Origin of the sequence: Streptomyces sp. NPDC014894 (genome assembly GCF_043080985.1) — a bacterium.
Lineage (GTDB): Bacteria > Actinomycetota > Actinomycetes > Streptomycetales > Streptomycetaceae > Streptomyces.
Genome location: NZ_JBIBWD010000009.1, coordinates 108,516 through 125,460, shown reverse-complemented (window position 1 = coordinate 125,460; position 16,945 = coordinate 108,516). Strand labels below are relative to the sequence as shown.

The 16,945-nt window shown below is 73.4% G+C and carries 13 protein-coding genes and 1 pseudogene; 6 read left to right on the top strand and 8 right to left on the bottom strand.

The window, feature by feature from the left end; translation table 11 throughout:
* Positions 1-22 precede the first annotated feature (22 nt).
* Together ACF089_RS22220 and idi are read left to right on the top strand one after the other, a co-directional pair.
* The gene (locus ACF089_RS22220) at positions 23-964 is read left to right on the top strand and encodes a cation diffusion facilitator family transporter (protein WP_392029130.1); all 942 of its coding nucleotides are present in this window, start codon (positions 23-25) and stop codon (positions 962-964) included.
* A gap of 154 nt (positions 965-1,118) precedes the next feature.
* The gene (gene idi / locus ACF089_RS22215; protein ID WP_392029128.1) at positions 1,119-1,727 is read left to right on the top strand and encodes an isopentenyl-diphosphate Delta-isomerase; all 609 of its coding nucleotides are present in this window, start codon (positions 1,119-1,121) and stop codon (positions 1,725-1,727) included.
* 17 nt (positions 1,728-1,744) lie between these two features.
* Here idi and ACF089_RS22210 read toward each other — a convergent pair whose 3' ends face one another.
* Together ACF089_RS22210 and ACF089_RS22205 are read right to left on the bottom strand one after the other, a co-directional pair.
* Positions 1,745-2,239: an ATP-binding protein gene (locus ACF089_RS22210; RefSeq protein ID WP_392029126.1), complete on the bottom strand. Its 495-nt coding sequence runs from the start codon at positions 2,237-2,239 to the stop codon at positions 1,745-1,747.
* Between the two features lie 172 nt (positions 2,240-2,411).
* The gene (locus tag ACF089_RS22205) at positions 2,412-3,032 is read right to left on the bottom strand and encodes an HdeD family acid-resistance protein (protein ID WP_392029124.1); all 621 of its coding nucleotides are present in this window, start codon (positions 3,030-3,032) and stop codon (positions 2,412-2,414) included.
* Between the two features lie 75 nt (positions 3,033-3,107).
* On the opposite strand from ACF089_RS22205, the gene ACF089_RS22200 reads away from it, so the two are divergent.
* From ACF089_RS22200 to ACF089_RS22190, 3 genes are all read left to right on the top strand, one after another.
* The gene (locus tag ACF089_RS22200; RefSeq protein WP_392029122.1) at positions 3,108-3,887 is read left to right on the top strand and encodes an enoyl-CoA hydratase/isomerase family protein; all 780 of its coding nucleotides are present in this window, start codon (positions 3,108-3,110) and stop codon (positions 3,885-3,887) included.
* A 121-nt stretch (positions 3,888-4,008) separates the two neighbouring features.
* The gene (locus ACF089_RS22195) at positions 4,009-4,881 is read left to right on the top strand and encodes a hypothetical protein (protein ID WP_392029120.1); all 873 of its coding nucleotides are present in this window, start codon (positions 4,009-4,011) and stop codon (positions 4,879-4,881) included.
* A gap of 450 nt (positions 4,882-5,331) precedes the next feature.
* Positions 5,332-7,788 carry a Tex family protein gene (locus ACF089_RS22190; protein WP_392029118.1) on the top strand — a complete coding sequence of 819 codons (2,457 nt, stop codon included), beginning with the start codon at positions 5,332-5,334 and terminating at the stop codon, positions 7,786-7,788.
* A gap of 55 nt (positions 7,789-7,843) precedes the next feature.
* Here ACF089_RS22190 and ACF089_RS22185 read toward each other — a convergent pair whose 3' ends face one another.
* Both ACF089_RS22185 and ACF089_RS22180 read right to left on the bottom strand, forming a co-directional pair.
* On the bottom strand, positions 7,844-9,481 hold the full coding sequence (locus ACF089_RS22185; RefSeq protein WP_392029116.1) for an ABC-F family ATP-binding cassette domain-containing protein: 1,638 nt from the start codon (positions 9,479-9,481) through the stop codon (positions 7,844-7,846).
* A gap of 188 nt (positions 9,482-9,669) precedes the next feature.
* A pseudogene (locus ACF089_RS22180) lies at positions 9,670-10,200 on the bottom strand (hypothetical protein); the annotation flags it as partial.
* 64 nt (positions 10,201-10,264) lie between these two features.
* Between ACF089_RS22180 and ACF089_RS22175 the strand changes: the two are divergent.
* Positions 10,265-11,224, top strand: coding sequence for an FAD-dependent oxidoreductase (locus ACF089_RS22175; protein WP_392029114.1), 960 nt, complete (start codon positions 10,265-10,267; stop codon positions 11,222-11,224).
* 171 nt (positions 11,225-11,395) lie between these two features.
* Here the strand turns inward: ACF089_RS22175 and ACF089_RS22170 are convergent, their stop codons facing one another.
* The 4 genes from ACF089_RS22170 to ACF089_RS22155 form a co-directional block, all read right to left on the bottom strand.
* Positions 11,396-11,635 (bottom strand): hypothetical protein, encoded by a 240-nt coding sequence (locus ACF089_RS22170; protein ID WP_392029112.1) that lies wholly within the window; start codon positions 11,633-11,635, stop codon positions 11,396-11,398.
* 174 nt (positions 11,636-11,809) lie between these two features.
* Positions 11,810-13,531: a BCCT family transporter gene (locus ACF089_RS22165; RefSeq protein ID WP_392029110.1), complete on the bottom strand. Its 1,722-nt coding sequence runs from the start codon at positions 13,529-13,531 to the stop codon at positions 11,810-11,812.
* An 85-nt stretch (positions 13,532-13,616) separates the two neighbouring features.
* Positions 13,617-14,900 carry a M14 family metallocarboxypeptidase gene (locus ACF089_RS22160; RefSeq protein WP_392029108.1) on the bottom strand — a complete coding sequence of 428 codons (1,284 nt, stop codon included), beginning with the start codon at positions 14,898-14,900 and terminating at the stop codon, positions 13,617-13,619.
* Positions 14,897-16,885, bottom strand: a complete 1,989-nt coding sequence (locus ACF089_RS22155) for a Xaa-Pro dipeptidyl-peptidase (protein WP_392029106.1) — start codon at positions 16,883-16,885, stop codon at positions 14,897-14,899. Before ACF089_RS22155 ends, ACF089_RS22160 begins: the two co-directional genes overlap by 4 nt.
* Positions 16,886-16,945: the final 60 nt, after the last annotated feature.

The window sequence follows — 16,945 nt, the reverse complement described above, 5'->3', positions numbered from 1 at the left end:
CGAGGATTGGGAGGCGTTTTCGATGGGGGCAGGGCATGACCACGGACACACACATGGAGGACCGCCGCCGACCGGCACGGCCGCCGCGGCCTACCGCGGGCGGCTGCGCATAGCACTGACCATCACACTGAGCGTGATGGTCCTGGAGATCGTCGGCGGATTCGTCACCGGCTCGCTCGCCCTGGTCGCCGACGCGGCCCACATGGCCACCGACGGCATCGGTCTGGCCATGGCGCTGCTGGCCATCCACTTCGCCAACCGGCCGCCCAGCACCAATCGCACCTTCGGCCTCGCACGGGCCGAGATCCTCGCGGCGCTCGGCAACTGTCTGCTGCTGCTGGGAGTGGGCGGCTATGTGCTCTACGAGGCGGTCCAGCGGTTCGTCACGCCCGCCGAGACCGAGGGCGGGCTCACCATCGTCTTCGCCCTCGTCGGCCTGGTCGCCAATGTGATCTCGCTCTCGCTGCTGATGCGCGGGCAGAAGGACAGCCTCAATGTGCGCGGCGCGTATCTGGAGGTGCTCAACGACGCGCTGGGCTCGGTCGCGGTCCTGATCTCGGCCACCGTCATCCTCACCACGGGATGGCAGGCCGCCGACCCGATCGCCTCCCTGGTGATCGCCCTCATGATCGTCCCGCGTACGGTCAAGCTGCTGCGGGAGACGCTGAACGTACTGCTGGAGGCGGCTCCCAAGAACGTCGACATGGGCGAGGTGCGGACCCACATACTGGCCCTGCCGGGGGTGGAGGACGTCCATGACCTGCACGCCTGGACGATCACCTCGGGGATGCCGGTGCTCTCCGCGCACGTGGTGGTGAGCCAGAGCGCGCTGGACTCCGCGGGCCACGAGAAACTCCTGCACGACCTCCAGGGATGCCTGGGCTCCCACTTCGACGTGGAGCACTGCACCTTCCAGCTGGAACCGGCCGGCCACGCCGAGCACGAGGCCAGCCTCTGCCACTGACGTCCGCCCTCCGGCCGCCGGGATCCGCACGGGTTCCGGTGGCCGGAACGTACGCGGGTGAGGACATGCCCGGCCGGTTGAAGTGCGGACCAGCCGCTTTCGTGCGGCAGACTGGGCAGGCCCCTCAGGGCGAGGACCACAGCGAAGGATGGTTATGCCGACCTCACCGACCTCACCGACCACCGCCACGGACAGCGCGTCGAGCGGCGCCGGTGCGTCGCCAGCGATCCTGCTCGAACTGGTCGACGAGCACGGCACGACCATCGGCACCGCGGAGAAGCTCGCCGCCCACCAGGCGCCCGGGCAGCTGCACCGCGCGTTCTCGGTCTTCCTCTTCGACGAGCGGGGACGGCTGCTGATCCAGCGCCGCGCCCTGGAGAAGTACCACTCCCCCGGCGTCTGGTCGAACACCTGCTGCGGCCACCCGTACCCCGGCGAGGCCCCTTTCGCCGCCGCGGCCCGGCGCACCCACGAGGAGCTGGGGCTCTCGCCCTCGCTGCTCGCGGAGGCCGGCACCGTCCGCTACAACCACCCGGACCCGGCCTCGGGCCTGGTGGAGCAGGAGTACAACCATCTCTTCGTCGGGGTCGTGCAGGCCCCGCTGCGGCCGGATCCCGAGGAGGTCGGCGAGACGGCCTTCGTGACGCCTGAGGAGCTGGCCGAGCGCCATGCCTCGGCGCCCTTCTCGGCCTGGTTCCACACCGTGCTGGACGCCGCCCGTCCGGCGATCAGGGAGCTGACGGGCCCCTCCGGCGGCTGGTGAGCCCCCGGGGCCGGTCCTCACGGGCCGGCCCCCGGCGCTCCGCCGGGCCCGCCCGGCGGCCTCGGCGCGAGGAGCGGCAGCTCCGCCCAGACGATCTTGCCGCCGCCCGCGGTCGGCTCGACGTCGTGGGAACCGCCCGCCTCCCGGGCCACCTCCCGTACGAGCAGCAGCCCGCGCCCGCCGGTCTGCCGCCAGTCCGACTCCAGCGCCCTGGGCCGGTAGGGGTGCCCGTCCTCGACCGAGACCCGGATCCGGTCGGCGCGGACGGCCACCTCGACGGCCACCTCGGGCGAGAGGACGGCCGCGTGCACGACGGCGTTGGTCACCAGCTCCGAGACGATCAGCAGCAGACCGTGGGCGACCGCGTCGGCCACCGGGACGCCCTGGCGTCGGAGCAGGTCCCGGACGGCGTGCCGGGCCCGGGGCACCGACGCCTCGACCGCCGGGGCGGTGAATCGCCACACCCCCTCGTACGACAGCGGCCGGGCGGGGACTCTCCCGCGGCTCTCCATGGATCCGGTACCCACCCTCGGCTCGACTGCCACTGCCTTCTGGGGAGCAAGTGTCGGCAGGGAGCCGGACCGGACCGGGTGACTGAACAGAAATCAGCGCCAATCGGCGATTTTTGACCGGGTGCGTACCGCGGACGCGGTTGTACGACTGCTCCTGATCCCGCCGCCCGCGCTACCGCCGCTCGCCCGGGGCTCCGGGGGCGGACGGGCCGTCGCCGCCCGTCCCGGCGCCGGGCTCGGCGACCATCCGGACGATCCGCCGGCCGCCGACGCCGATGGCGATCAGTCCCAGCCCGTCGAAGAGCAGCGCCAGCGAGAAGAACAGGCCCAGCACATAGCGGCTGCTCTCCGGCCAGTTCCCGAGCACCAGAATGCCCAGCAGCAGCCCGAAGGCGCCCTGGAAGAGCGTCCAGCCGAACTGGGGTCCGCGCACCACCAGGGATCCCACCAGCCGGAAGAGCCCGCCGGTCAGGAAGAGCAGGGCCGCGAAGAGGGTCAGCGCCTCCGCCGAACCCTCGGGGTGGCGGACGACGACCACGCCCGCCGCGATGTTCAGGGCGGCGACCACCACGGCCAGCCAGAAGTAGTCGCTCCCGCGCGACTCGATCGCGTGCACCAGGCCGACCACTCCGCCGATCAGCAGCAGCCAGCCGAAGAGCAGCATGGAGGTGAGGGTCGCGAGGCCGGTGTAGACGAGGCCCACCACCCCGGCGATCACGAGAATCACCCCGAGGGCGGCCAGCAGACCGAAGCCTCGCTTCAGCTTTCTGGGCTCCTGAACGGTACCGGCCATGATCTCCTCCTCGCCGCATCCCCCTCGTACCCCTTCTTGATCGTAGGTCCGGGCGGGCCGGATAGCATCCGGCGCATGGAGCAGCCGGAGACCCCGCCGCGGCTGGGGCACACCGTCACGGACGGCGTCGCCACGGTCGTCATCAGCAATCCCGCCAAGCGCAACGCGATGACCGCCGGGATGTGGCGGGCGCTCCCCGGGCTGCTGGACACGCTCGCGGCCGACCCCGCCGTCCGGGCGCTGGTGCTCACCGGCGAGGGGACGGCCTTCTGCGCCGGCGCGGACATCTCCTCGCTGCGGGGGCCGAGCGAGCCGGGCGAGTCCGCGCAGGAGCTGGCGGTACGGGCCGAGGAGGCGCTCGCCGCCTTCCCCCGGCCGACCCTGGCCGCCGTGCGCGGTCACTGTGTGGGCGGCGGCTGTCAGCTGGCCGCCGCGTGCGATCTGCGGTTCGCGGCGCGGGGGGCGACGTTCGGGGTGACCCCGGCGAAGCTCGGCATCGTCTATCCGCCCTCCTCCACCCGGCGGCTGGTCTCGCTGATCGGGCCGTCGGCGGCCAAGTATCTGCTGTTCTCCGGCGAGTTGATCGACTCCGCGCGGGCGCTGCGCACCGGGCTGGTGGACGAGGTGCTCCCGGACGGCGAACTGGACGCGCGGGTCGACGCCTTCACCCGGGTCCTCGTCTCGCGCTCGCTCCTCACCCAGACGGCGGCCAAGGAGTTCGCGGCGGGCCGCGACGACCGGGAGGCGCACTGGGCCGCGCTGGCGGCGGAGCAGGCGGGCCCGGGCGGCGACACCGCCGAGGGCGTCGCCGCCTTTCTGGAGCGCCGGGCGCCGCGCTTCACCTGGCGCGGGTGAGGGCCCCGGGCGGCGAGGGCCTCGGGCTCGCGCGGAGGGGCCGTGACGACGCCCGTCATTTCGGCCATCACCGGGTAGTACCCTTCCGCGACCCGCGGGCCGGTTGGCAGGGTGGTCGATCATGACATCCCAGCCACTGGACTCGATGGCGCGCGCGGGCCGCCGCTGCCACCACACCCTCAACGCGATGCACTCGACGGTGTACTTCTCGCCCGATCTGCGACGGGAGATGAGCGCGCTCGGCGTCGAGGACGCCGTGGCCCCGCTCCTTCTGACACGGGCCGCGGCCCTCGGACCGGTCTCGGCGGGGGCGGTGACCGGGCTGTTCTACAACTTCAGCCATGAGCAGGTCGCGCGCTGTCTGCCCGCCGCGTGGGAGACCGCGTCGCCGTCCGCGGTGCTGGACGCGCGGCTGCGGGCGGCCGACGGCACGCTGCGGCGGCTGCTCGGCGAGGAGGTCGTCGCCTCCGCCGAACTGGCGGAGGCCGCGGAGCTGGCGCTGCGCGCGACGCGGGGGTGCGCGCGGCCGGGCCGTCCGCTCTACTCGGCCCACGCGGATCTCCCGGTACCGGCGGAGCCCCACCTCGCGTACTGGCACGCGGCCACCCTGCTGCGCGAGCACCGGGGCGACGGCCATGTCTCCGCCCTGCTGACCCTGGACCTGGACCCGCTGGAGGCCGTGATCACCCACACCGCCACCGGCCGCGGCATGGCGACCCGCCTCAACCGGGCCACCCGCGGGTGGCCCCGCGCCGCCTGGGACTCCGCCCACGACCGGCTGCTCGAACGCGGACTCCTCGACGCCGACGGCGACTTGACGCCCGCGGGCGTCACCCTCCGCGCCGAGCTGGAAGACCTCACGGACCGCCTCGACCAGGGCCCCTACGACCACCTCGGCGCGGCCGGCGTCGCCCGGCTCACCTCCATCGGCCAGAGCCTCGTCAAGACCGTGACGGCGGCGGGCGCGTTCCCGGCGGACGCGTTCGGCAGGTGAGGGGTCCTGGGCGGGTGGGTGCTTCGGCCTGCGGGCGCGTTCGGCATACGCGTGACCGGGTCCGCCCGAGCCGGCTCGCCGATCCCGCCCGGACGGGATCGGCGCCGCGTGTTCGCGGCGCGCACCGGGTGCCGGGGCGTCTGGCGGAAGCCTTCCGAGCCGACGGCGGACCCGGGGCCCGGCGCGGCGGTCGCGGGTTGAGCCACGCGCTGCTGAGGACCACGCGAAGAGGGCCGGCGCGGTCACCGGCGCCGTAACGGACGGGCGGTCGACGGCCGGACCCGACCGGCGTTCGGCGTGGCTCGCCGCGCCCCCGCGGGCGGGGCCGGGGCGTGTGGGGGCGGTGGGGAGGGCAGGGGTGTGGTCGGGCCGAAAGGCGACATCTTTACCGCACACCCGGCACAATGCAGTCTCAAGCACAGCCAGCAGGGAAAGGCGAGTCGGGAAAACGTGACGACGTCCATCGAAGGCAGGATCGCCGAGGAACTCGGCGTACGGGAGCGTCAGGTCAGGGCGGCCGTCGAGTTGCTCGACGGCGGGTCGACCGTGCCGTTCATCGCGCGCTATCGCAAAGAGGCGACCGAGATGCTCGACGACGCGCAGTTGCGCACGCTCGAGGAGCGGATGCGCTATCTGCGGGAGCTGGAGGAGCGGCGGGCCGCGATTCTGGAGTCCGTGCGCGAGCAGGGCAAGCTGGACGACACGCTGGAGGCGCGGATCCGGGCCGCCGACACCAAGGCCCGCCTGGAGGACATCTATCTGCCGTTCAAGCCCAAGCGCCGCACCAAGGCGCAGATCGCCCGCGAGGCGGGGCTCGAACCGCTGGCCGACCGGCTGCTGGACGATCCCTCGGCGGAGCCGCGGACGGCCGCCGCGGCCTTCGTGGACGCGGACCGGGGCGTCGCCGACGGCGCCGCGGCGCTGGACGGCGCGCGGTCGATCCTCACGGAGCGCTTCTCCGAGGACGCCGACCTCATCGGCGAGCTGCGTGAGCGGATGTGGACGCGCGGACGGCTCGCGGCGAAGGTCCGCGACGGCAAGGAGGAGGCGGGTGCGAAGTTCGCCGACTACTTCTCGTTCGCCGAGCCCTTCACCGACCTCCCCTCCCACCGGGTGCTCGCGATGCTCCGGGGCGAGAAGGAGGACGTCCTCGATCTGGCGCTGGAGCCGGAGGAGGCCGGGGACGGCCCGTCGGCGTACGAGTCCATGGTGGCCCGCCGCTTCGGCGTGGCCGACCGGGGCCGTCCCGGCGACAAGTGGCTGACCGACACGGTCCGCTGGGCCTGGCGGACCCGGATCCTGGTGCATCTGGGCATCGATCTGCGGCTGCGGCTGCGCACGGCGGCCGAGGACGAGGCGGTCCGGGTCTTCGCGGCCAATCTGCGGGATCTGCTGCTCGCCGCCCCGGCCGGCACCCGGGCCACGCTCGGGCTGGACCCCGGCTTCCGTACGGGGGTGAAGGTCGCCGTCGTCGACGCCACCGGCAAGGTCGTCGCCACGGAGACGATCCACCCCCATGTCCCGGCGAACAGGTGGGACGAGTCGCTGGCGAAGCTGGCCCGGCTCGCTAAGGAGCACTCGGTCGATCTGGTCGCCATCGGCAACGGCACGGCGTCGCGCGAGACCGACAGGCTCGCCGCCGACCTGATCGCGCGCCATCCCGAGCTGGGTCTCACCAAGGTGATGGTCTCGGAGGCGGGCGCGTCCGTGTACTCGGCGTCCGCCTTCGCCTCGCAGGAGCTGCCCGGTCTGGACGTCTCGCTGCGCGGGGCGGTCTCCATCGCGCGCCGGCTCCAGGACCCGCTGGCGGAGCTGGTGAAGATCGACCCCAAGTCGATCGGCGTGGGCCAGTACCAGCACGATCTGGCCGAGGCGAAGCTCTCGCGCTCGCTGGACGCGGTCGTCGAGGACTGTGTGAACGGTGTCGGCGTGGACGTGAACACGGCCTCCGCGCCGCTGCTCTCGCGGGTCTCGGGCATCGGCGCGGGCCTCGCCGAGAACATCGTGGCCCACCGGGACGCCAACGGCCCCTTCCGCTCCCGCCGGGCGCTGAAGGACGTGTCGCGGCTCGGCCCCAAGGCGTACGAGCAGTGCGCGGGCTTTCTGCGGATCCGCGGCGGCGACGACCCGCTGGACGCCTCCAGCGTGCACCCGGAGGCGTATCCGGTGGTGCGCCGGATGGTGAGGACGACGGGCGGGGAGGTCGCGTCGCTGATCGGGAACACCGGAGCGCTGCGGTCGCTGCGGCCCGACGACTTCGTGGACGACTCCTTCGGTCTGCCGACCGTGACGGACATTCTGCGCGAGCTGGAGAAGCCGGGGCGCGACCCGAGGCCCGCGTTCAAGACGGCCGCCTTCAAGGAGGGCGTCGAGAAGATCGGCGATCTGTCCTCGGGCATGATCCTGGAGGGCGTGGTGACCAATGTGGCGGCCTTCGGGGCGTTCGTGGACATCGGCGTCCACCAGGACGGGCTGGTGCATGTGTCCGCCATGTCGAAGACCTTCGTCAAGGACCCGCGCGATGTGGTGAAGCCGGGCGACGTGGTGAAGGTCAAGGTCCTCGACGTCGACATCCCGCGCAAGCGGATCTCGCTGACGCTCCGGCTGGAGGACGAGGCGGCTCCGAAGTCCGGCGGCGGTACGGGCCAGGGCGGCGCGGCCCGCGGTCCGCGCGAGCGCGGCGAGGCGAAGGAGCGCGGCGGCGAGCAGCGGGAGCGCGGCGGCCGTCCGCAGCAGCGACGCCAGCAGGGCGCGGCACGCGGCGGCGAGCGGCAGGGCGCGGCACGCGGCGGTGAACGCCAGGGCGGCGGGCGCGGCGGCGAGCGGCAGGGGCCGCCCCCGGCGAACAGCGCGATGGCCGACGCGCTGCGCCGCGCGGGCCTGACCGGCCCCGACCGCCGGCGCTAGGGTCCGTACGCGGGCGGGGCCGTCCCGGAGGTCCGGGGCGGCCCCGCCCGTTCGTTCAGCCCTCGGTGACGCGCCCGTCGGCCACCCGGATACGGCGGGTGGTGCGCACCGCTTCGAGCATCCGGCGGTCGTGGGTCACCAGCAGCAGGGTGCCGTTGTACGAGTCGAGCGCCGACTCCAGCTGTTCGATCGCCACCAGGTCGAGATGGTTGGTGGGCTCGTCCAGGACGAGGAGATTGACGCCCCGGCCCTGGAGCAGGGCGAGGGCGGCGCGGGTGCGCTCGCCCGGGGAGAGCGTGGTCGCGGGGCGCAGCACATGGGCGGCCTTCAGCCCGAACTTGGCCAGCAGGGTCCGTACCTCCGCCGGTTCGGTGTCGGGGACGGCGGCGCAGAAGGCGTCGAGGAGGGTCTGGGGGCCGTGGAAGAGGCCGCGGGCCTGGTCGACCTCGCCGACGACGACGCCGGGGCCGAGGGCGGCCGTGCCGGAGTCCAGCGGGAGCCGCCCCAGCAGGGCGGCGAGCAGGGTGGACTTGCCCGATCCGTTGGCGCCGGTGACGGCGACCCGGTCGGCCCAGTCGATCTGGAGCGAGGCGGGCCCGAAGTGGAAGTCGCCTCGGCGGACCTCGGCCCCGCTCAGGGTGGCGACGACCGATCCGGAGCGCGGGGCGGCGGCGATCTCCATCCGCAGCTCCCACTCCTTGCGGGGCTCGTCGACGGTGTCCAGGCGCTCGATCATGCGCTGGGTCTGGCGGGCCTTGGCGGCCTGCTTCTCGCTGGCCTCGCTGCGGAATTTACGGCCGAGCTTGTCGTTGTCGCCCGCCTTGCGGCGGGCGTTCTTGACGCCCTTGTCCATCCAGCCGCGCTGCATCTGGGCGCGGCCTTCGAGGGCGGCCTTCTTGTCCGCGTACTCGTCGTACTCCTCGCGGGCGTGCCTGCGATCGCGTTCGCGCTCCTCCAGATAGGCCGCGTATCCGCCGCCGTAGAGGGTGATGCGCTGCTGGACGAGGTCGAGTTCGAGGACCTTGGTGACGGTGCGGGTGAGGAACTCGCGGTCGTGGCTGACGACGACCGTGCCCGCGCGCAGTCCGCGCACATAGCTCTCCAGCCGCTCCAGGCCGTCGAGGTCGAGATCGTTGGTCGGCTCGTCCAGGAGGAAGAGGTCGTAGCGGGAGAGCAGCAGGGAGGCGAGGCCGGCGCGGGCGGCCTGGCCGCCGGAGAGCGCGGTCATGGGCAGATCGAGGCCGACGGTGAGACCGAGGGTCTCGGCGGTCTCCTCGGCGCGCTCGTCGAGGTCCGCGCCGCCGAGCGCGAGCCAGCGCTCCAGGGCGGTGGCGTAGGCGTCGTCCGCGCCGGGGGCTCCGTCGACCAGGGCCTGGGTCGCCTCGTCCATGGCGATCTGGGCGGCGGCGACGCCGGTGCGCCGGGCGAGGAAGTCGCGTACGGTCTCGCCGGGCCGCCGCTCGGGCTCCTGCGGGAGGTGGCCGACGGTCGCGGCGGGCGGGGAGAGTCTCAGCTCGCCGTGGTCGGGCCGCTCCAGGCCGGCGAGGAGGCGCAGCAGGGTGGACTTCCCGGCTCCGTTGACGCCGACGAGGCCGATCACGTCGCCGGGGGCGACGACGAGATCGAGGCCGGTGAAGAGCGAGCGGTCGCCGTGTGCCGCGGCGAGATCCTTGGCGACGAGGGTGGCAGTCATCAGAGGGCGATCCTAGGGCTTTCCCCCCGGTCGGCGGAAAACCGGGGTGGCCGGCGTCCGGGCCTGGGCGCGGGCGCCGGGGAAGGCGCGTCTCCGCGCGGCCGGGCCCGGCGGGGGATCGATCGTGTGCGCGACGCCGCCCGGGCGCGGCGGGACCGGCGGATTCAGGGCGCTCGGCGGGGATCGGCGGCGGGACCGGCGGCGGGCTCCGCGAGAAATCGTTCCAGCGCGGCCCGGTAGCTGTCGCCGCGGAAGCGGAAGGGACCCGTCCCGGGGTAGCCGTCCCGGGCCGGGTCCGCGTGGGGCGAGGTCTGCCAGGCGAAGTCGCGCCAGATGACGTCGGCCCCGTCGCGCTCGACGACGGCCGTGACCGCCCCGCACTCCAGGGCCCCGCAGTCGGAGCACGCGTACAGGACGCAGCGGCCGCCGGCCAGCGGGGCGGGGGCGTCCAGCAGCAGGGCGGGCACCTCGGCCGGGGGGATGGCCGGGGGGACGTCGGCGGCGAGCGGGGACACCCCGTCAAAGGATGCGAAGGATGCGGAGGACTCACGGGATCCGAGGGCGTCGCGGGAGTCCTGGGCGCCGAGGGTGAGGAGCAGCGGCCGCCCGTCGACGATGAAGTCCGTGAAGTCCCGGTGCGTGGGCCCCGCGCCGCCCGGCGGGACTCCCCCGGCCCGTGTCGCGGGCGCCAGGCCGAAGGTCGCGTACTCGGCAGACATGTGCCGAGTATCCCCGCCCGCAGTCCGTCCGCGCGGCGGCGCACCCGTTCGCTACGGTCGCCGTATGAGCGGCGATGTGATCGTGGTGGGGGGCGGGGTCAGCGGGCTGGCCACCGCCGTGACGCTGGCGGAGCGCGGCCGGGGGGTGCGCGTGTGGACACGGGAGGAGCCGGAGCTGACGACCTCGTCGGTCGCGGGCGGGCTGTGGTGGCCGTACCGGATCGAGCCGAAGGAGCAGGTCGCCGACTGGTCGACCGAGACCCTGCGGGTGTACGAGGAGTTCGCGCTGCGCCCCGGGGAGACGGGGGTGCGGCTGGTCGCGGGGGTGATGGCCGAGCAGAAGGTCTCGGCGCTGGGACCGTGGTCGTCCCGGGTCGCGGGACTGCGCCCGGCCCGCCCCGGCGAGCTGCCCGGCGGACACACGGAGGGGGTACGGGCGCGGGTGCCGCTGGTTGACATGCCTGCTCACCTGGGGTGGCTGCGGCGGAGGCTGGAGGCGGCGGGCGGCTCGGTGGAGCGGCGTACGGCGCGGTCGCTCGCCGAGGCGGCCCTGCGGGCGCGCGCGGTGGTGAACTGCGCGGGCCTCGGCGCGCGGGAGCTGGCGAAGGACACGGGGCTGCGGCCGGTGCGCGGGCAGCTGGTGGTGGTGGAGAACCCGGGGGTGCGGGAGTGGTTCGTCCTCGCGGACGGGGCGTCGGCGCGGACGACGTATCTGCTGCCGCAGCCGGGCCGGCTGATTCTGGGGGGCACGGCGGAGGAGGACGAGTGGGGCACGGAGCCGGCGGCCGGGGAGGCGGAGGCGATCGTGGCCCGCTGCGCCCGGGTGCGTCCGGAGGTCGCGACGGCCCGGGTGCTGGCCCATCGAGTGGGGCTGCGCCCGGCCCGCCCGGCGGGGGTGCGCATCGAGCGGGAGTCCCTGCCGGGCGGGGTTCCGCTGATCCACAACTACGGCCACGGGGGCGCGGGCGTCACGGTGGCGTGGGGCTGCGCCCGCGCGGCGGCGGATCTGGTCCCGGAGATCTGACCGCGCCCGCCCCGGGCGGGCGCGTCGGTCCGGAGGCGGTCAGCGCGGGGCGGTCGGTCCGGGCACGGTCGACGCGGGGCGGTCAGCGCGGGCGCCGTCAGTGCGGGGGCGGTCGGTCCGGAGGCGGTCAGCGCGGGGCGGTCGGTCCGGGCGCGGTCAGTGCGGGCGCCGTCAGTGCGGGGGCGGTCGGTGGTCGGGGCCCCGGCGGGCGTCCCGGTACGCGGGGGGCTCGGGTTCGCGCCGGGGGCGGTTGGGCTCCCCGTACTCGACCCGGAGCATGAACCAGCCGACCACCGCGGCGATCACCAGACCGATGGTGAGGAGGGCGGTGATCCAGCTGTCCGACACGACGACGATGAGGGCGACCACGGCGGCGGCCACGCCCAGGATCCACTTCCAGCGGAGCGACATCTGCGGTTTCCCCCCGGGGACGGTCTCGGTGCTCTGTCCGACTCTGTGACGCGCCGGACCGGGCGGACGGTTGCGCCGCCGCCCGGCCCCGGGCCCCGAGTCCCGAGTGCCGGACCGTCCGGCGGGCCGTACGCACGGAACCGGCGGGTCGGGCCCCGCCGGTTCCCCCGGCTGCTACTTCGGACCCACCGGGTCCCGTCCGTCGGCCGGTCCGGTGCCCGGGCCGATGCGGATCTCGAAGTCCCCGTCGTACTTCTCGTGGCCCGCGATCACGGCCGACTCGACCATCTCCGTGCCCATCTCGCCGCGCACGATCAGCGGGTCGTGACGGAGGTCGCGCATGAGGGCCACGCACATGCCGACCATGACGATCACAAAGGGCGCGGCGACCAGGATGGTGAGATTCTGCAGGCCGGCCAGGGCGTCGCCCTTGCCGTTGCCGATGAGCAGCATGATCGCGGCGACGGCGCCCGTGACCACGCCCCAGAAGATCACGACCATCCGGGAGGGCTCGAAGGTGCCCTTCTGGGAGAGGGTGCCCATCACCACGGAGGCGGCGTCCGCGCCGGAGACGAAGAAGATGCCGACCAGGACCATCACCAGGAGGCTCATCGCGGTGGGGATCGGGAACTGCTGGAGCACGGCGAAGAGCTGGCCCTCCGGGGTCGCCTCGTCGCCGAGCCTGCCGTCGTTCTGGAGCGTCATCGCCGTACCGCCGAAGACCGCGAACCAGATCAGGCTGACCGTGCTGGGGACCAGGATGACGCCGCCGACGAACTGACGGATCGTGCGGCCCCGGCTGATCCTGGCGATGAACATGCCGACGAACGGCGTCCAGGAGATCCACCAGGCCCAGTAGAAGACCGTCCAGCTGCCCAGCCAGTCGGCGACGCCCTCGCCGCCGGTGGCCTCGGTCCGCCCGGCGAGCTGCGGCAGTTCGCCGAAGTAGGAGGCGATGGAGGTGGGCAGCAGATCGAGGACGATGATGGTGGGGCCCGCGACGAAGACGAACAGGGCCAGGACGAGCGCCAGCACCATATTGGTGTTGGACAGCCACTGGATGCCCTTCTCCACTCCGGAGATCGCGGAGAGCACGAAGGCGACCGTCAGCACGCCGATGATGGCGACGAGCAGTCCGGTGCCGGTCTTCTCCATCCAGCCGAGTTCGCTGAAGCCGCTGCTGATCTGGAGCGCGCCCAGACCGAGCGAGGCGGCGGAGCCGAAGAGGGTCGCGAAGATCGCGAGGATGTCGATGAACCGGCCGACGCCGCCGTGCGCGCGGCGTTCGCCGATCAGGGGCACGAAGACCGCGCTGATGGTCTGCCGCCGCCGGCGGCGGAAGGTGCTGTACGCGATGGCGAGTCCGACGACCGCGTAGATCGCCCAGGGGTGGAGCGTCCAGTGGAAGAGGGTGGTCGCCATGGCGACCTCCATCTTGTCCCCGGCGTCCTGGGGATCGGTGCCGGGCGGCGGTGAGGTGAAGTGCGCCAGCGGTTCGCTCACGCCGTAGAACATCAGGCCGATGCCCATGCCGGCGCTGAACATCATCGCGACCCAGGAGACGGTGCGGAACTCGGGCTCCTCACCCTCCTGGCCGAGCGGGATCTTGCCGTAGCGGCTGATGGCCAGCCAGAGGGCGAAGACCACGAACCCGGAGGCGCCGAGCACGAACGCCCAGCCGCCGTTGTGGATCAGCCCGTTCAGCATGGAGCTGGAGATGTCCTCCAGCGCGTCGGTGGCGATCGACCCCCAGACCACGAAGGCCAGGGTGAGAACGGCGGTGACTCCGAAGACCACACGGTCCGTCGAAGGGCGACCGGTCTCCTGAGGATGACTGGGGAGGTCGGCCGTCGCCGGCCGCCCTCCCTGGTCGCCCGGTCCTTGTTCGTGCGACACGTGTGGCACCTTTCAGGGTTTGCGCGAAACAAGCTGCTTTGTGCTTCCGCTACCCCCTACCACAGGTAATGCACCTGAACCGGGGTCAACAGACGGTAACAGGTTTCCCTTCTATAAGGTGATATGCCGCCCTTGGGTCCAGCAGGAGGGGGATCAGCTTCCGCTGGGACTGCCGCAGGGGCACCAGAACTCCCTCACCCTCCGTCACGGACACCACACCGTGCAGGGCCAGCACGTCCCGCACCCGGGCGTACTGGGCGGCGTCGAGCCGATAGCCGCACGGCGGGTCGGCGAGGGTCTCCCCGGGGCCCGGCGGCTTGTTGTCCGCCCCGCCGAGATGGATCGGCCCCCGGTCCCGGAAGCCCTCCAGCCGCGCCGCCGACGTCGCCCTCCCGATCTGCCGCCGCCGCTCGTCCGCGAAGGAGAACAGTCCCCTGAGCGCGGCGAGCTGGCTGTCGGCCCGGCGCCGGTTGTTCAGCGCCTCGTCCGCCTTCTCCTCCTGGGTCAGCGGATCGACCCGGCTCTCGATGAGCAGCCCGACCGCGTTCTTGACGCCCGAGGCGTTGCGCAGAATGCGCTCCTGGCCGTCGCCCGCGACCTGGCGGATCGGTTCGCCGGTGTCGGGATCGGTCCAGATGCCGTAGGTGCCGGTGGTGTAGCCCTCCTCGTGGGCCGCCGGACGGACGTACCGGCCGGAGAGGGTCTTCGACTCCTGGTGCACATCGGTGTGGACGTTGAGATTGCGCGGCCACAGATCGAACAGCTGCCGGTCGTAGTACGGCGGGGTCGCCCCGTACTCGTGCAGGTCGTACACGATGTCCGGCCGCAGGTCGCGGACGACGGCGGCGAGCGCCCGGCCCTCCGCGGTCCTCAGCGCGAGATGGTCGCGGTTGATGTCGACGCCGTCCGAGTTGCCCCGGGTGTCCGCGGCCCGGCCGTCCGGATTGGCGGTCGGGACGACCAGCACTTTCGTACGGGCGAGCAGCCGGCGCGTCTCACGGTCCCGGTCGAAGGCCAGATCCCGGACCGTGGTCAGACAGGCGTCCCGCCCGGAGGGCTCGTCGCCGTGCTGCGAGCAGATCAGCAGCACGGTGTCGGCGGACCGCCGGTTCCCGAGCGTCACCAGCTGGAGCGGCCGCCCCTGCTTGGTCATGCCGATCCGCTCGACCGAGGCCCGGTCGCTGCCGCGGTCGACCGCGGCGAGGAAGGACTGCTCCTCGGGCTGGCTGGTCCAGCGGGCCCCCTCGCTGATCTCGAACCCGGTGCGCGGCGGCGGACTGTGCGTGGCCTGCGCGGGAGCGGTGATCAACGGCACGGCGAGCGTCGCGGCCAGCGTCGTCAGCGCGACGGCGCGCAGCCGGGCCCTCATCGGCCCTCACCGCCGGGGACCGGCGGGAAGGGACGCGGCCCGGACACGCCGTCGAGCCGGGAGGCGGCCGGGGCGGGCGCGGCGGCGGACCCGGCGGTGGCGCGGGCGAAGGCGGGCGTGCCGCCGACGACCGGCAGCTCCGCCGAGGTGCGGGCGAGGTCGACGGTGAGCGTCGGGGTGCTCGCGGGCGGGTCGATCAGGTCCTTGTCGGTGCCCGCGACGATCAGCGCCAGCCGGTGCCCGGCCGGGACCACATGGTCGCTCGCGTGCAGATCCAGGGAGATGGTGTACGCCCGGCCCGGCGTCAGCGGGCGCCCCTCGCCGGCGGAGGCGTAGGTGCCGAGATCGGCCCAGCCACGGCTGAAGACGGTGTGCTCGACGGCCTTGGTGCGCGCCTTCGTCTCCTTGTAGCAGGAGCTGTCGCCCGGGGTGCTCGGCCCCCAGCAGGTGCGTTCGGGCAGGGTGGTGATGCCCTCTCCGGCGGCGGTGTAGTCGCGGATGGTGTCCGGGCCGAGGTCGACCAGGACCGCGGAGAGATGGGCGGTGTCGGTGGTCGGGGTGACGGTGACCTTCACCGTGGACGAGCCGGCGAGCCGCAGATCCCGGCCCAGCGGCCGGGTGATGAAGCCGGCCTTGGCCGGGGTGGAGTGGTCGGCCAGGGACGCCCAGTCGCTCTCGTCCAGGGTCCGGTCGTCGGTGAAGGTCTCGCTCGCGCCGGGGCGGGCGGGCTTCAGGGAGAGGGTGCCGACGCCGGGGAGCGCGCCCTTCCCGGGCCGTACGGCGGCGGCGCCGGTGGTGCGCGGCGGCCAGTGACGGTCCGTCGTCCACCGGTCGGGCGCGCGCTCGACGTCGGCCATGGGTTCGCGTTCGATGCCGTTGTCGTAACCGAGGAGATAGTGGTCGAACCAGCGGTGCAGGGTCTTCACCCACTCGGCCCGCCGGAAGTCGAACGGGTCGACGTGGCCGGTCTGCGACAGCCAGACCTTCCGCTCGACGCCCTCCTCGGCGAGCGCGTCCCACCACTGGCCGAAGTGCTTGGCGCGGACGTTGAGGTCCTGCATGCCGTGGACGGCGAAGACGCTGGCCGTCACCCGGTCGGCGTCGGGCACATAGTCGCGCTCCTGCCACAGCCGGGTGAGGTCGCCGCTGCGCGGGGCTCCGTCGATCAGCCGCTGCTGGACCGACTGGCAGCGCTCGCGGGCCTCGGGGCTGTTGACGTAGCGGGAGAGCCACTCGGGGCCGGAGTCGTAGAGCGGCGCGCCCCGGGCGAAGTAGTAGTCGTACCAGGAGGAGATCGCCCCGATGGGGACGATGGTCTTCAGGCCCTCGACGCCGGTGGCGGCGACCCCGTTGGCGATGGTCCCGTCATAGCTCTTGCCGATCATTCCGGTGTCGCCGTTGCTCCAGCCGGCCCCGGCGCGCTCGGTCCCGGTGCGGCTGGTGTAGCCGTGGGCCCGGCCGCCCAGCCAGTCGATCACGGCCTTGGCGGACTGGATGTCGGAGCGGCCGCCGACGTCGACACAGCCGTCGGAGCGATTGGTGCCGGCGAGGTCGACCGCGACGAAGGCGTAGCCGCGCGGGACGAAGTAGTTGTCGTAGTGGAGGGGGAACTGGACCGGGTCGCCCTGGGCGTCGTACGTCTTGCGCTGGCTCTCGTTGCCCCGGCCGCAGCAGGCGTAGTAGGGGCTGGCGTCCATGATGACCGGTATTCGCCTGCCCTGTTGCGCGGGCTCGCGGGGCCGGACGATGTCGACGGCGACCCGGTCGGTCCGTCCGTCGCCGTCGCCGTCGATCCGGGTGTCCACCCAGACGGACTCGCGTATCGCGTCGGCGTAGGAGTGGACGGGGCGGCTCTCCTCCGGGCCCGGCGGCCGGGGCGCGGCCTGCGCGCCCGGCGGGGCGAGGGTCAGGGCCATCAGGGCGGCCGAGGCCGCCACCACGAGCGATCTGTACGTCAAGCGGGTGACCCGCGCACCTGTCGGCATGGGCGGACGGTACTCCCCGGCGGCGATACGGCGACAGAGGGCGGGTGGGGCGTGGGGCGA

What these genes read in the sequence shown, in the direction of transcription:
- ACF089_RS22160 (WP_392029108.1), bottom strand. Translation starts at nt 14,900, where the DNA reads ATGAGGGCCCGGCTGCGCGCCGTCGCGCTGACGACGCTGGCCGCGACG.
- ACF089_RS22175 (WP_392029114.1), top strand. Translation starts at nt 10,265, where the DNA reads ATGAGCGGCGATGTGATCGTGGTGGGGGGCGGGGTCAGCGGGCTGGCC.
- ACF089_RS22205 (WP_392029124.1), bottom strand. Translation starts at nt 3,032, where the DNA reads ATGGCCGGTACCGTTCAGGAGCCCAGAAAGCTGAAGCGAGGCTTCGGT.
- idi (WP_392029128.1), top strand. Translation starts at nt 1,119, where the DNA reads ATGCCGACCTCACCGACCTCACCGACCACCGCCACGGACAGCGCGTCG.
- ACF089_RS22155 (WP_392029106.1), bottom strand. Translation starts at nt 16,885, where the DNA reads ATGCCGACAGGTGCGCGGGTCACCCGCTTGACGTACAGATCGCTCGTG.
- ACF089_RS22210 (WP_392029126.1), bottom strand. Translation starts at nt 2,239, where the DNA reads ATGGAGAGCCGCGGGAGAGTCCCCGCCCGGCCGCTGTCGTACGAGGGG.
- ACF089_RS22200 (WP_392029122.1), top strand. Translation starts at nt 3,108, where the DNA reads ATGGAGCAGCCGGAGACCCCGCCGCGGCTGGGGCACACCGTCACGGAC.
- ACF089_RS22220 (WP_392029130.1), top strand. Translation starts at nt 23, where the DNA reads ATGGGGGCAGGGCATGACCACGGACACACACATGGAGGACCGCCGCCG.
- ACF089_RS22195 (WP_392029120.1), top strand. Translation starts at nt 4,009, where the DNA reads ATGACATCCCAGCCACTGGACTCGATGGCGCGCGCGGGCCGCCGCTGC.
- ACF089_RS22185 (WP_392029116.1), bottom strand. Translation starts at nt 9,481, where the DNA reads ATGACTGCCACCCTCGTCGCCAAGGATCTCGCCGCGGCACACGGCGAC.
- ACF089_RS22170 (WP_392029112.1), bottom strand. Translation starts at nt 11,635, where the DNA reads ATGTCGCTCCGCTGGAAGTGGATCCTGGGCGTGGCCGCCGCCGTGGTC.